Origin of the sequence: Curtobacterium sp. MCPF17_031 (genome assembly GCF_003234035.1) — a bacterium.
Taxonomy (GTDB): Bacteria; Actinomycetota; Actinomycetes; order Actinomycetales; family Microbacteriaceae; genus Curtobacterium.
This window is the reverse complement of record NZ_QKSG01000009.1, coordinates 24754-38031: the sequence shown is the minus strand read 5'-3', so window position 1 is coordinate 38031 and position 13278 is coordinate 24754. Positions and strand designations below refer to the sequence as shown.

Genomic DNA, 13278 nt, shown 5'->3' with positions numbered 1-13278 from the left:
AACATGCACCGACAGGCCGACGACCGACCGATCATCGGGCCGGTGGCCGCTCCCGACCTGCACTGCATGACCCTCAACCTGCGCCGCAGCGTGCCCCGACCCACCGGCCACCCCGACTCGTGGGAACACCGCCGCGACGCCGTGGTGGCACTCGTCGCCTCCGAGGAGCCCACCGTCCTCGCCGTCCAGGAGGCCCTGCGCCCCCAGGCCGTCGACCTCGCCACCGGCATCGGGTCGCGCTGGGAAGCGGTCCTGCTCGGACGCGACCGTTTCGGCGACGGGGAGGCCGTCGGACTGCTGGTCGACACCGAGCGCTGCACCGTCGTCGAGCGCCGGTCGTGGGCGATGTCCCGCACACCGTTGCGCCCCGGCTCCCGCTCATGGGCGACCGCCTTCCCCCGGCACGCGGTCGGGGCCGTCCTCGACGACCATGCAACCGGACGACGGTTCCTGGCACTGGCCACGCACCTCGACGTCGCATCGCCCTGGGCCCGACTCCGCTCGGCGCAACTGCTCGGCCGGATCGTCGCCCAGTCCGGCCTGCCCGCCGTCGTGATGGCCGACTGCAACGCGTCGGCCGGGTCGGCACCGTGGCGAGCACTGGCGGAGGCGGGCATCACGGACACCTGGAGGCGGGCCTCCCGCCTGGAGACGGCGGAACTCGGCACGTACGCCGCCTACCGGGAGCCGCGCGCCGACAAGCCGCGCATCGACGGCGTGTTCACCACCGCGGACGCCGTGGTGTCCCGCGCCGCGATCTCGACCCGGCGGCCCGGGGGAGTGTGGCCGTCCGACCACCTCGCCGTGCAAGCCGTGCTGTCCTTCGGGGCGACCGCGTGATCGACGCCTTCGGGCCGACGTTCCTCCGACGGCCGCACGGCGCCGTCTGGGCCGCAGACGTGCTGCGGATCGTCACCCTGGTGAGCGTGCCCGTCGCCGCCGTGGGCTGGGGAGCGGTCGCGTTCGCCGTGACGACCCTCGCGCTCCTCGGCACCGTCGTTCCGCGCATGCTCGGGCTGCGACCGACGTTCGACGCGGCCGTCGTGCTGCTCTGCCTGGTCGCCGCCTGGAGCAGCGTGCTCGACTGGTACACGACCGTGTTCCTCTGGGACAAGCTCGTCCACGTCATCCTGGTCGGGCTGCTCGCGGCGTTGCTCGTCGTGATCGCCTCGGACGCCGGCGTCGTCGTCTCGGCCCCGCGCGCCGGCGTGCTGCTCTCCGCCCTCGTGGCGCTCGCCGCCGGGATGGCGATCGGCTCGGTGTGGGAGATCGGCGAGTGGCTCGGGCACAACCTCGTCGACGACACGATCTTCGTCGGGTACGACGACACCATCGGCGACCTGGCGGCGGACGGACTCGGGGCGTTGCTCGCCGGGTTCGCGCTGCCCTGGCTGTCGCGGGAGCGCCAGGTCGTCCAGCCGATGCACCTGCGGGGGTGACGCGCGCGGGTCCGTCGTCGTGGCGCGGTGGGGCTCCCGCTTCCGCTATGCTTGACGGGCTGCTCCACGCTCGGTCGGGTGTGGGGCGGGGCTCGCAGTCTCCCTCGTGGGGGCGGGGTCTGGGTCCTTCTGGGACTCGCGGGCTGTGGCGCAGCTTGGTAGCGCACTTGACTGGGGGTCAAGGGGTCGCAGGTTCAAATCCTGTCAGCCCGACCGAAAAACCGCAGATCAGAGGCCGTATCTACTTTGAATGGATACGGCCTCTGTCGCGTTTACGCCAGCCCGTACGCCAGTGGGGCTCGCTACGCCGAAAGGGCACCGTCGTACCGGCCTTCCGGAATCCGAGGTCTTCGCCGAGACGCGGTAGGACACCTTGGCAGCGGGGCAGGGCTGGAGTACGGCTGGCAAGAGGCTACCGACGGCGTGCGGCCGAGTCCGTGGCTCACGACCTGCTGGCCGTTCGCGTCCGTCACGACGTTGACGCTGCCCGTGATGAACGGTGCCGAGGTGCTCGGGGTCTGACCCGATGAGGCCGATCGGCACGGAGCGCAAGACACAGCAGGGTTGCGTGCTACTATCACCGCGACGCCTCGTGGATTCGAGGACGTCTCAACTGGACGGCTGGAAGCCGTGCCTCGAATAGAAGGAACTGAAGACAGATGACTGATGTCATGAGCGTGATCGTTCACGCACCTCTCGTCCGACGGCTGCCTGCCCCAAAGGGCGCACCGTCCGACTTCGCCTCCGTCGACACCTATCTGATGCGTGTCCGGGCCAACGAGCTGCCTGCTGGCATCCCTGACGACGCGAACCCCCGGGAGCCAAACCTGAATCGTCGGGTCTACCGGCGAGTTCGTTCGTCTCTCATGGGTGAGCAGGGCGTCGGGTCGTTCCACCTGAAGCACGGCGGCATCGTGGTCATCGCTGACCGCGTCGAAAAGATCGACGAGGAGCGCTACCGCCTCTGGTTCGACCCTGACAAGAAGCAGGGCATCGCCAACGGGAACCACAGCTACACGCTGATCCTCGACGCGCAGAAGGATGGCATCCCCGAGGAGCAGTTCGTCGAGGTCAAGGTCCACACGATGGTTCCGGTCGATGCTGTTGCCGACCTCGCGGATGGCCTGAACACGTCCATGCAGGTCCGTGAGGAGTCCCTGGCGGACCTCCGCAATCAGTTCGACTGGTTGAAGGCGGCACTGGGCGAACACGCCAACGGCATCGATGCGGTTGCTTGGCACGAAGGCAACGAGGGCGAGTACGACGTCCGGGAGGTTCTCGCCATCCTGATGGCGTTGGACCCGAGCCGCTACAGCCTCGCCGACCCGGTAGGGATCGAGAACACCTACGCGCGTGTCTCCTCTGTGTTCAACTCCTACTTGGGCGCCCCCGAGGCGGTCGAGCGCTTCGCGCCGATCGCCTTGGAAGCCATGGAGCTGTACGAGTACATCCGCCGTACGGCGCTCGACGTGTGGAACGCGAGCGGTAACGGTCGCTTCAAGAAGACGAGGTTGGCCGACAACGCGGGCACGTACACCTACCCGTTCACGCTTGATGGGGCCGGACACGCATTGCAGACCGACGCCCGGCTGACCAAGGCGGCCGCTATGCCTTGCCTCGCAGCTTTCCGAGCTTTCGTCGAAGTGCCGAGCGATGGGACGGCTGTTCGCTGGCGCTACGAGTTCGACGAGATCAAGGCCATGTGGGATCAGTACGGCGCCGAGCTGCTTCGCGAGGTCTACGAGGCGATCACCCGTCAGCACAACGGGAACACCCACTACGCCGGGCGGTCGCCCATGTTGTACCGTGCGACGACGCGCATCCTGGAGCTCGCCGATCTTCGTCGTCGGGTAGCTGACTGACTGACAGACGGCGAGGGTTGTCGCTGGCCCCTACTCGCTCACGCGGGTAGGGGCCTTTCTGTGCTTCACGGCGGCACGCCAGACCCAGGCGTCGAGGGTCAGCCCGTCGTCCCGATCCCAGCGCACGAGCACCGCGTTGGGAGTCGCCGAGACCGCGACCCCGTCCACGCGGAAGAGCCCGTCCGGCGTCTGGACGTACGCACGAACGGGCAGGAGCCCGGCGCCGACGACCGGGCCCCCGTACGCCTCCGGGGAGAGGCTGAAGGGGGTCCCGGTCACCGGAGGCTGAAAGCGGTCAGGGCGTCGGCGTGCCACGTCACCATGCTGGGCGTCACCGCCGACGAGATGCGCTGCTCAGGGCTGAGACGCGAGAGCGAGCGAGGGCTTGGAGTACGAAACCCACTCGCCGGCGCGCGGACCGTTCTTGGCGATGAAGGAGACCTTCTCCAGAGCGAGGCATGCGCGCACGGGTGTGGGGATAGCTGCGAGCTGCTTCGCGGTCCCATGCCGAGCTAGATCGGTAGCCCAGTTCCACGAGCGTGATCTCAGACAGAACCGACCGACCTCGGGAGCCGCTGCGAGGCGGAAGGTCAGATCGATTAAGGGCTCCGGACCGCGGAACGGGGCGGGGGTCTCGTCAACGAGCTCCTCGCTCCCGTCGGAGTCGATCACGAGCTTCCCGGCGCGGCTCCAGAGCACCATGCGCTGACGGAGCTTGCTCGCGTCCTCGATCAGGACTTCGACCTCCGGAACGGCGGTGAAGACCTCGATCGAGTCCTCGCCCTTCGTCTGCCAGTCCTGCGGCTCATGGCCGCCGAAGAGGTCGTAGACCTTGTCGGCGACCTCGGGGTCGCCGGTGGTGATCCGCCAGTCTTCGAGCGTCGCGGGGCGCTCGGAGAGCTGGTGGCCGGAGCGGAAGCGCCCCACGACGTCGTCGGCGGGCGGAAGTGAAGGGCAGGCAGGAGTTCTCATTCGAGAAGAGTCCCATTCGAGGAGCGTGAGCTGAATCCCGAGGTGACGCAGGTGTCACCAGCGTCGTAGGGTCTGGTACCGTCACGTCGACTAATTCAGATGCGATTGCGGGGAGGCAACGTTGGCTCCGAGCACCCCGAGAGACGTGGCGGACGACGGCCAAGGCCACGGTTTCGAACACCTCACGGTGGAGAGCGACGATCTGTGCTGGTGGTGCAGGAAACGTCCCGCGACAACCGGCGAGCACAAGTATAAGCGAACTGATCTCACTCGGCTGATGAAGGGCGATTCGCTGGTCTGGGTCGGGGACAACGAGACCCGCGAGATACGGGGTTCCAGCGGTGTTCGCCGGGATCGCTATGGAGTCGTGAAATTCCCGAAGTCGATGTGCGCTCCCTGCAACAACGCCAGATCGCAGCCGTTCGACTCGGCCTACGACCGCTTTGCCGCCTACCTGGCGGCGGGTGGAGTAAGGCGTCGAGACGGAGTGCCCCTGGCCAAAATCTATGGTGACACATGGCGCCAGGACAACCGTTCGCTGGCTCGGTACTACGGCAAGCACTTCGGCTGCCGACTGCGACAGCTCAACATGCCGATTCCAGATTCTCTCCGAGCGTTTCTCGACGGGGCAGACAGCATGCATGACGCGCACATGGCGCTGATTACCACGGACACCGTCCATCGTTACGCGCGGGATGGCCTGGTTCTCAGCCCGGACTTCATCATGACCGATCCGGCGCGCGAGCACGTTCGCGGCTTCGTCATGGCTTCGTACGTAGCGTCAGTCGGAGTGCGGTTTCAATGGTGGGCGCAGGCGAGCGAGCCGCCTGTCGAACTCTCGCAATTCTTTGACTTTCCCATGCCCTTACTCAACCGCTTCGTTGACGAAAAGGCGATGGGAAGTGGGTTGACGCGCCCACCGCTGATCAAGCGAGCCCTTGCTTGGCGTCCTCGTCGATCCACGTCGCCACCGCACTTCTGACGGTCACCGGGCCGCGCTTCGGTTGAAGGCGCAGTCGAATGCGGCGACGAGGTACTCGTCGGCTTCGTCGAGAAGGGGGCTCGACGCCCAGTCGAGTACGTAGGACCCGTCGGAGTAAGTAGTCAGTACGCGACCTTCGGCGTCGCGAGTGATGGTGTAGGAGCGGGCGGTGCGGGCCATGAGGCGCCCCCGGGTGGTCGAGTTGTGATGTTGCGAAAACTCTCGCACGAGTTGCAGGTTTCCGCAACACGGATATTGTTGCTCCATGGCTGAGCCTCGAAAGCCCGGTCGGCCTCGCGCTGACAATCCCAAGAGCATCACGCGATCCGTGCGCTTGACAGAGAAGGAGCTCGCCGAGCTGCAAGGCGCGGCCGACGAAGACGGAGGCGCTCCGGTTACCCGATGGATCGCGGAGGCCGCGCTAGAGAAGGCCCGGCGCAGACGCTCCTGACAAAGACCAAACGCCCCCGCCCCGGGTTCATCCCAGGGCGGGGGCGTTTTGGCGATTGTCAGGCTGGCTGTAGGGCTCGTCGGGAGCGGAGGAGGAAGTCCATCGCTTGGAGATCGCCCTTCACGCTGCCGGTTGACGGGAGCTCGAAGATGAGCTTGTCATCCCCGCCGCGCCGACGGAGGCCGTCCTCGATGCTCTCGACGAAGCCGCGCGGAGCGAGCCGGTCGATCTCGCTCGGGGAAACCCACGACTCCCGGAGGCTGTCCTCAACGGAAGCCGCGCCGCGCTCGCGCATGGCGCGGGAAGGGCTGTGAACGCCGAGGAACGCCTTCACGCCCTCAACCGAGTAACGGATCGCCGCGAGGAGCACGTCGGCGATCCGCTGCGTCGTCGCCTTCACGCCGTCTACGAAGCCCTCCACGATGAAGCGGCCGACGTCGGCAAGCCACGACCCGGCGCCGGATACTGCGCCTCGCACGGTCGAGCCGAGCCCGGAGGAAGTCGAGCACCGCGCCCGCGCCGTCCTCGACGCGGCTCCGGAGCCCGTCCGTCATGGAGCTGGGGAGCGCGGCCGCGCCGTCCCAGGCGGCGCGGAAGAGACGGTCGAGGTGGCTCGCTCCGGCACCGATCGCGGCGACGACGAGGTCGAGCGCCCCGCGGAAGACACCCGAGGAGCGCCCAGACACCGGAGAGGATCGTCCCGAGCCCATACCAGACCAGGCTCCAATTGCCGGAGATGACGCCGTGGCGACCTGGAGGACGCCTTCGACGACCTGGAGAGCGGCGGTCACGACGGAGACCACGAGCGCCGTCGCGTCCTGGAGGACAGGCGTCAGCCCCTCGATCATTGGCAGGAGCACGCCGAGGAGCACGCCCACGACGGGGCCGACCGCGGCGATCAGCGTCGCGACGTCCCTCAGGACCGCTCCGCATCGGAAGGGGGGTCTTAGTCGTTGATCGGGCGCCAGACTTGGCGCATGAGTTTTCTGAATGATGGCGAATTGGCAAAGCTCGCCGCTGTGGCGGTAGCTGAGGAGCGGGCTCGCGATGGTTGAATCTCGGGTATGCCGCAGTGGTTGCAGGATCTACTTCAGGACATCGGGCGTCGAGAGCTGACGGTCGACGGCGCGTCACTCCTTGCGTCGCTGTACGCGGCGGGGATCATCGCGGCGGGCATCGAGGTTCGCGCCCTCGCAAAGGTCGGGCGGCATCGTCTTCCCGGCGGAATCCATGACCGAGCGTCCGGCGGCGCCATTGCGACAATGGCGTTCCCGGCTTTTCTGTCGATCCCGCCACTCGCGCAGTCGGTTGCAATGGGAGTGCCGCTGCGAGGCGGATGGGCCGTCGCCGTCACCGCGTCTGGTTACCTAATGTTTCTTGGGCTGATTCCTTTAGTGATCGAGTTCGTCGCGCTGGCGCGCCAGACCGACCGGACTGAGCCACCGCGAGCGCAGGCGCAGGAGGTTGTGCTCGTCGGCGACCGGCGGCCAGGCAGGCTGAAGAAGCCCCGACCATTTGGTTCTCGTGCACCGAGGCTCCGATCTCGCCGCCCGCGATGAGGCTTAAAAAGGAGCCGGTGAGTGCTGCTCGTCGAGAGGGAGCTCGGGCTCGGGTGGTCGACTGCTCACCGGGCGGCTGGCGCGCTCGCGGAGCGCGGCGAACCGATCGGTGGCGAGTACCGTCACGACGGCGTCCGTCGCTGGGTCGATCCGGATGCGGGCACGCAGCCGGTCGACGTACGTCGCACCCAGGCGCTCCTCATTCAGCCTAATTTCTGAGAACGCTGCCGCCGACGGGCGTCGAGAGTACGCCTCGACGAGAGGCGCGAGCATCCGCACGCGAAGCCAGTCCGTCGAGGTGAAGAGCTGGCCTTGGGCGGATCGGCGCCAGGTGTCGTACCAATTGCGTGTAAACGGGCCGAAGTCGCCGACGAGCTCGGGCCCGCGGACCTCGCCGTCGTCGACGACGATTGCGGTTGCGCTCTGGCGCGCTCGGGTGGTCCGTTCGCGCTGTGTGACGGGGGACGGGAGCGGGCCTCGTCCAGGCATATGGGCCTCCTTGGGCTCGAGTGTTTGTTCGCGACCTGTGACCCCGGCGCACAGGGAGGCGCTATGCCGGTTCGGTAGGGAGCGCACCCCCGGGAGGGGAGTCGGTCCCCACCCCTCCGCGGCGCCGAGAGGGCCGGTCACCCTCCCACTGAGCGACGGCGCCCTCCAAGGTGCGGAGCGAGGCTTCGAGGGCCCGAGCCGTTCGCTCCAGCATGAGCTCCGACTCGGCTGCACGACGCGCAAGCGTGAGCCGGTCAACCGCCGCGACGGTCTCGCCGACCGGGTCAGGGATGCCGAGATCGTTCGTTGTCCGGACCGTCGTCCTGGCCTGGCTGGACGTCATCGCTTCGTCGACGGCGGCGAGGGCACGGCTGAGCTGGAGTGCGACGGTCGCGTGACGTCGCACCTGAGCGGGCAGTGCCGGCCGGGTCGGGACCGGGCGAGCGAGGGTGGCGGGGGTGAGTGTGACCGTCATGCGAGGCGGGTCCTAGCCGCCGCCGAGCGCGTATCGCACGCTCGGCTGTCGAGAGGGGAGAGGGGGTGGAGGGGCCGCCGGGTGAGCGGCCCCTCCGGGGTCAGGAGCGGGCGGCGCGCAGGGCAGCGAGGACGGCTTCGGTCGCTTCGTGTGTCTCCCGCGCCTTCACGCGCTCGCGGCGCATGGTCGCGAGAGCGGCTTCCGGCGTAATGCCTTGCCATCGGGCCTGTACCTCGATGGCCTTGCGATCGTCCGGCGAGAAATCGTCGAGCGTCGCGGGCAGCGGGTTTGCGTCCTCCACGGCACGCACCGTCGCCTCGATCGATTCTTGCGAAAGGCTCATGCGGTGGCCCCCTGTGCGGCAGCGGCACGAGCGAGGTGCTCGGCGGGGAACTCCGCCACATGCTCGTCGAGCTGGCGGACGATGTGGGAGAGGTCGATCCTCACCACGCCCGATGCCTGGATTGCCTGCTCGGGGCCTACGGAGGGGTCGCCGGCGCGCACCGTCACAGGAATGGCGTTGTACGCCGTGTTGCGGTCGCCGAGTGCCTTCAGGGTGGTTCGCCACGCCGATACGAGCGTCTCGTGCGTCTCTCGCGCTGCTGCCAGTGCCAGGGCCCCGCGCTCTTCACGCCCGACTCCGTCGATCAGCGAGCGATAAGTCGCCCGCGCGGCCGTGACCGCGGGGTCCTCGCGCGTGACAGCGATCTTCGCGGTGTCGGCGGCAGCCTTTGCCGCGTCGACGTCGGACTGTGAGCGCCCCGGACGCGCAACCCATTGCACGTTTCCGTCGCCGTCACGCTGAGACTTCACCAGGCCGAGGTAGGCGTCCGTCAGCGCTCGCCATTCGGCGTGCAGCCCTCGACGCTGTGCCGCTGCCTTCGCTTCCGCCGCTTCGAGGGCGGTATGCGCTTCGCGAGCTCCGGGTACGGCGTCGATCAGCCAGCCGGGGTCGCCCGCCGGGGCGCCGAGGGTGGGGATGCGGACGAAGGAGCCTGCAATGTCGCGCTGTTGCTCTGTCATGGATGGCCTTCCAGTCAGGGGGTTGGGCCCGGCGCTTGCCGGGCAGTTCAGGAGCGCGCGCCAAAGAGCTCGGCGGCGCGGTGGTCGATTTGGTCGAGGAGGCGATCGGCCTCGGCGACGGCGGCTAGGTCGTCGGCGATGACGGCCGAGAAGCGGGCGCGGGTGATCTCGGCTTGACGCATGAGGAGCGCGTGCACTTCGTCTGCGCGGCGTGCTCGCCAAGCGGCGGCGCGGCAGCGCGGCGCGCAGTAAGCGGCATCGGCGCGGCTGGCGCCGAGACCGGCGCCGCACTGTTCGCAGGTTCGCACTCGCGCTCCTTCCATAGGCGTCCGAACGGCTACGGCCCAGGAAGAGGCGCCCGTCACAGACGGCGAGGACTGCGACGGGCGCGACTGGGGGCCAGTCCCCGAGGCGACTTCGCTTCTGGTGGGGACAGAAGAGAAGGGGGCCAGCGCTCCGGCGGACTATGCGGGAGGCCGGCGCGGTCGCCGACGGCAGGAGCGGCAGCGCCGTTCCAAGCCGTCCTCAGTGGAAGCGTCGAAGCCGAACGCTGTCAGGGGCTTCGCCTCGGTGCACCACGCGCACGTCTTCCGAGCTGCCGCGCGGCGGCGCTGACGCCGGGCAAGCCCCGCGAGCGCGATCGCCGTAGCGACGCCGGGCTCGTCCGGGTCCTCGAAGGCGATCGCGGCGGCACGGACGAGGTCTTCGGGAGTCACCGGGGCCCGATCCGGTAGGTCCGCACGCCGCGGACGCGCACGCGCGGACCGAGGATGCGATCGGCGACCTCGTAGAAGGTCGTTCGGCCCGCGAACTCGTCGCCGAGGTCATCTTCCGCGAGCTCGAAGAGGACGGTAGCCGGGACGGCCCCGGTCAATTCGCCGTCGGCCTCCAGGTCCGACAGCCACTCCTCCGCGAGCGCGATCCGCGCGGCGCGGTCGTCGGCGCGGATGGCGCGGAGCTGGGCGGCTCGACTCGGAGCCTCCACCGTCGCGGGGTGCCAAGTGACGTCAGAGCCCTCTACGTCTGTTGTTGTGCTGAAGGGAGGAGAGCTCTTAAGAGGAGAACAGTAGAGGGGGGTACTGACGCCACTTGGCACCCCGGCGTCGTTCACGACAGCCCTTCCACGTAGGCGCGCAGGTCGGCGCTCCGCACCCGGCGAGCCGACCCGATCTTGACCGAGCGCAGCGCGCGGGACGCGAAGAGCTCGTAGACGGTCGATCGCCCGACGCCGAGCTCGGCGGCGACCTGCGCGGGAGTGAGGAGGAGGGGAGTGGTGGTCTGCATGGGATTCTCTCTGAACGGCCGCGGACGGCGGCGGACTGGGACAAAAGAGAAGGGGGCCAGGTCGGCGTAGCTGCTCACTCCTGTTAATCTGTGACCCCTTAACACGATCGGAGGAGGCGCGGTGGCAGGGCGAAGAGGCAACGGCGAGGGGTCGATCTCTCGGCGGAAGGATGGACTCTGGGAGGCGCGATTCACCTTCGAGGACCCGACCACGGGCGCCCAGAAGCGGGCGTCCTCCTACGGGAAGACCCAAGCCGAGGCGCGCCGGAAGATGCGCGAGAAGCGCGAGCGCGTCGAAGCGGGGCAGCCGGTCCGTGACTCTGCGGAAACGATCGAGGTGTTCGCCGAGCGATGGGCCGGCAGCACCCTTGCGGTGTCGCCCCGAAAGGAATCAACGAAGGAGACCTACCGGGCGCTGCTGCGCTCCTACCTCTACGGCTCGCGCCTCGGTGGCGTCACCTTCGAGCGTCTGAAAGCGACGGACGTCGAGGTCTGGCTGTCGGAGCTCACGACCAAGGCAGGAGAGCCGGTGTCAGCAGCCACCCGCCGACAGGCCTACACCGTTCTTCGCGCCGTTTTGGACACTGCTCTACGTGACGGGCTGGTAGCGCGCAACGTAGCCGCGACCGTCGACCGCCCCAGGGTGAATCGACCGGAGGAGCGTTTCCTTACCCCGGAGGAGACGACGCAATTGCTTGAGTCCGCCCGGGCGGCGAGCCCGCGCTATGCGCCCATCCTGGAACTCCTGGTGCGGACGGGACTGCGGCGGGGTGAGGCGCTCGCCTTGCAGTGGCGGGACGTCGACCTCGATGCGGGAACACTTCGCGTTCGGGGCACGCTAGCCCGAGTCGGGGGAGGGCTGTCCATCACTGAGCCGAAGACCGAGAAGAGCCGCCGCGTGATCTCTATTGGACCCCGAGCCGTCGAGCTTCTGCGCGCACGCCGATCGGAGCAGGGAGCGAATCGAGCTGAAAATGCCGATCTCTGGCACGAGAGTGGGCTCGTGTTCACGACGCCGACTGGGACGCCCGTGGAACCGCGCAACGTCTTACGTGCGATTGGCGTGGCGGCGAAGCGCGCCGGTCTCGCTAACGTGAAGGTCCACACGCTGCGCCATAGCGCCGCAAGCATGATGCTCGGACGGGGGGAGAGTCTCAAAGCGGTGTCCGAGCACCTTGGGCACTCCTCAATTGCGATAACCGGCGACGTCTACGGGGCGCTCGCGCCGGACGTGAAGCGCTCCGCGGCGTTGGCCCTGGACAGCGCCTTTTGAGGCCGTCCACTACGCCAATAGGTACGCCAACCCGGACCCGCGAGCGCCAGCGGACGTCGGTAGACGGGTGCGGACACTGACGGACCTATCGCCGCGTCTGAACGGGCTTTTCTTGCCTGCCGGGCAGCTTTGAGCGGACGGGAGCGGAAGCTAGCGGACGGCGGAGTTGTAGCTGGGGGTCAAGGGGTCGCAGGTTCAAATCCTGTCAGCCCGACCGACAAACCCCGATAGAACCGCAGTTCTGTCGGGGTTTCTGTCGTTTGGGAATTTGAAACGCCTCCGCTACCCCTCCGCGTTCCTCGCCTCCACGTGGGGGCCGTCGCGACCGGAGGCGTACTCCCGCCCGGCGCTGACCAGAACTCGGCGGCGCGGTCGCCGTCCTCTCCCTTGAGTCGCCGGGTACCGGTGGAGTCCTGAGGCTGTGCCGGGACGGCACAGCCTGTCAACGGGACCGACAGCACCGCGATCAGAGTCGCGATGCCCAACCGGCGTCTGCTCACCACTTCACCTTCTCCGTCCGTGTGGATCGCTCTGTGATCCACGAGAGCGGGCCGTGGTCTCCAGCGGCCCGGTTCAACACGTCGTAGTCGAGCCCGGGGATCCGCAACGCGGACCCGAGGGTGGTCTCGTTCGTCGCGGTGTACTCGATCACAGCGGTTCCGTCGTCGCCCTTCGACACGACGTTCGCATCGATGTCGTACGTCCGAGAGCCACCAAGGTGCTATCGGGCCCGAACGAGAACACCACCGGACTGCTCCGGGAGTACGAACTCGACACAACCACCCGTTACAACGGCCCCTTGGAACCGCCATCGGCTACCGAACCGCGTGTGCTCTCTTCCTGCTCGTCGGGTCTAGCCCTGTCCCTGATCCCACAGGCGCCAGCCGTCGGCGGTGTGCACCCAGCACCAACTCCAGCTCAGCTCGCCAGGGTCCGCGCCGCTCATCCACCGCTGCATGATCGTGGACTGCACGCACTCCTGAGCGTGCCCGGCAACGCCCTTCGTGACCAGTTCCGGCTTCCCGACATCGCGGTACGACTGCAATTCCGGATCACCGTCGAACCATCCGTGCGGAGCTGCGCCGCACCAGGCGAACGTGTTCGGAGTCGTGAGCAGTCGGGTGAGGGCGCAGTCGTGGTCCTTCGCCGCGCGCAGGTAGGTCTTGGTCATCACCTCGACCGAGGTATCCGGGGCCGGTACCTCGGAGGCTGCAGCGGCTTCGGCCAGGCTGTGGGCGTGGGCGTGGGTGACAAGCGCTTGGACGCTGACGCCGGCGGCAGCGATGATGCCGATCCCGGCGATGACGACGAACGTCCTGGTGCGCATGGGATCAGCGTCGCACTTCCGTCAGCTTCTTCACGAGCCCCCGACGAGGTCTCGTTGCACTTGCGACGCACCGCGCCGTCGTCCCGACAGACGGTGGTCCATCGCGACGAGTAGATGGCTGCCCCTCAATCCCACTGACCGG

18 protein-coding genes and 1 tRNA gene are annotated in these 13278 nt (G+C 68.0%); 7 read left to right on the top strand and 12 right to left on the bottom strand.

The genetic code is table 11. The features are described from left to right. The first annotated feature begins 3 nt into the window (after positions 1–3). The 4 genes from DEJ31_RS13055 (at position 4) to DEJ31_RS13040 (ending at position 3301) form a co-directional block, all read left to right on the top strand. A complete protein-coding gene (locus DEJ31_RS13055) occupies positions 4–840 on the top strand; it encodes an endonuclease/exonuclease/phosphatase family protein (protein ID WP_111122085.1) in 837 nt (278 codons plus the stop codon). Beyond that, positions 837–1439, top strand: a complete 603-nt coding sequence (locus DEJ31_RS13050; protein ID WP_111122084.1) for a hypothetical protein — start codon at positions 837–839, stop codon at positions 1437–1439. Before DEJ31_RS13055 ends, DEJ31_RS13050 begins: the two co-directional genes overlap by 4 nt. A 139-nt stretch (positions 1440–1578) precedes the next feature. After that, positions 1579–1652, top strand: a tRNA-Pro gene (locus DEJ31_RS13045). A gap of 446 nt (positions 1653–2098) precedes the next feature. Further along, complete coding sequence (locus DEJ31_RS13040; RefSeq protein ID WP_111122083.1) at positions 2099–3301, top strand: AIPR family protein; 1203 nt, start codon at positions 2099–2101, stop codon at positions 3299–3301. 30 nt (positions 3302–3331) lie between these two features. Here DEJ31_RS13040 and DEJ31_RS13035 read toward each other — a convergent pair whose 3' ends face one another. Both DEJ31_RS13035 and DEJ31_RS13030 read right to left on the bottom strand, forming a co-directional pair. Continuing rightward, positions 3332–3580, bottom strand: coding sequence for a hypothetical protein (locus DEJ31_RS13035; RefSeq protein ID WP_111122082.1), 249 nt, complete (start codon positions 3578–3580; stop codon positions 3332–3334). A 75-nt stretch (positions 3581–3655) separates the two neighbouring features. Next, on the bottom strand, positions 3656–4273 hold the full coding sequence (locus tag DEJ31_RS13030) for a hypothetical protein (protein WP_146243156.1): 618 nt from the start codon (positions 4271–4273) through the stop codon (positions 3656–3658). 145 nt (positions 4274–4418) lie between these two features. Here DEJ31_RS13030 and DEJ31_RS16945 point away from each other — a divergent pair, with 145 nt between their 5' ends. Further along, positions 4419–5255 (top strand): hypothetical protein, encoded by an 837-nt coding sequence (locus tag DEJ31_RS16945; protein ID WP_146243155.1) that lies wholly within the window; start codon positions 4419–4421, stop codon positions 5253–5255. 3 nt (positions 5256–5258) lie between these two features. On the opposite strand, the gene DEJ31_RS16940 is transcribed toward DEJ31_RS16945, so the two are convergent. After that, positions 5259–5522: a hypothetical protein gene (locus DEJ31_RS16940; protein WP_146243154.1), complete on the bottom strand. Its 264-nt coding sequence runs from the start codon at positions 5520–5522 to the stop codon at positions 5259–5261. A gap of 242 nt (positions 5523–5764) precedes the next feature. Beyond that, positions 5765–6106 carry a hypothetical protein gene (locus DEJ31_RS13020; RefSeq protein ID WP_146243153.1) on the bottom strand — a complete coding sequence of 114 codons (342 nt, stop codon included), beginning with the start codon at positions 6104–6106 and terminating at the stop codon, positions 5765–5767. Between the two features lie 664 nt (positions 6107–6770). Between DEJ31_RS13020 and DEJ31_RS16935 the strand changes: the two genes are divergently transcribed. Next, positions 6771–7265, top strand: a complete 495-nt coding sequence (locus tag DEJ31_RS16935) for a hypothetical protein (RefSeq protein WP_146243152.1) — start codon at positions 6771–6773, stop codon at positions 7263–7265. A 3-nt stretch (positions 7266–7268) separates the two neighbouring features. Here the strand turns inward: DEJ31_RS16935 and DEJ31_RS13015 are convergent, their stop codons facing one another. From DEJ31_RS13015 to DEJ31_RS12990, 6 genes are all read right to left on the bottom strand, one after another. Continuing rightward, the gene (locus tag DEJ31_RS13015; RefSeq protein ID WP_111122078.1) at positions 7269–7754 is read right to left on the bottom strand and encodes a hypothetical protein; all 486 of its coding nucleotides are present in this window, start codon (positions 7752–7754) and stop codon (positions 7269–7271) included. Between the two features lie 575 nt (positions 7755–8329). Next, positions 8330–8572, bottom strand: coding sequence for a hypothetical protein (locus tag DEJ31_RS13005; protein WP_111122076.1), 243 nt, complete (start codon positions 8570–8572; stop codon positions 8330–8332). Next, on the bottom strand, positions 8569–9252 hold the full coding sequence (locus DEJ31_RS13000; protein ID WP_111122075.1) for a hypothetical protein: 684 nt from the start codon (positions 9250–9252) through the stop codon (positions 8569–8571). The genes DEJ31_RS13005 and DEJ31_RS13000 overlap by 4 nt, the downstream gene beginning before the upstream one ends. Before the next feature lie 47 nt (positions 9253–9299). Continuing rightward, positions 9300–9434, bottom strand: coding sequence for a hypothetical protein (locus DEJ31_RS17630; RefSeq protein ID WP_258366299.1), 135 nt, complete (start codon positions 9432–9434; stop codon positions 9300–9302). Positions 9435–9964: 530 nt separating this feature from the next. Beyond that, a complete protein-coding gene (locus tag DEJ31_RS12995) occupies positions 9965–10363 on the bottom strand; it encodes a hypothetical protein (protein ID WP_146243151.1) in 399 nt (132 codons plus the stop codon). Then, the gene (locus DEJ31_RS12990; protein WP_111122073.1) at positions 10360–10536 is read right to left on the bottom strand and encodes a helix-turn-helix domain-containing protein; all 177 of its coding nucleotides are present in this window, start codon (positions 10534–10536) and stop codon (positions 10360–10362) included. Before DEJ31_RS12990 ends, DEJ31_RS12995 begins: the two co-directional genes overlap by 4 nt. A 271-nt stretch (positions 10537–10807) precedes the next feature. Here DEJ31_RS12990 and DEJ31_RS12985 point away from each other — a divergent pair, with 271 nt between their 5' ends. Beyond that, positions 10808–11809: a site-specific integrase gene (locus DEJ31_RS12985; RefSeq protein WP_146243150.1), complete on the top strand. Its 1002-nt coding sequence runs from the start codon at positions 10808–10810 to the stop codon at positions 11807–11809. Positions 11810–12305: 496 nt separating this feature from the next. On the opposite strand, the gene DEJ31_RS17280 is transcribed toward DEJ31_RS12985, so the two are convergent. Then, entirely contained in the window at positions 12306–12461 is a 156-nt protein-coding gene (locus DEJ31_RS17280) for a hypothetical protein (RefSeq protein ID WP_181433528.1), read from the bottom strand. Between the two features lie 201 nt (positions 12462–12662). After that, positions 12663–13136 (bottom strand): hypothetical protein, encoded by a 474-nt coding sequence (locus tag DEJ31_RS12975; protein WP_111045076.1) that lies wholly within the window; start codon positions 13134–13136, stop codon positions 12663–12665. Between the last annotated feature and the right edge of the window lie 142 nt (positions 13137–13278).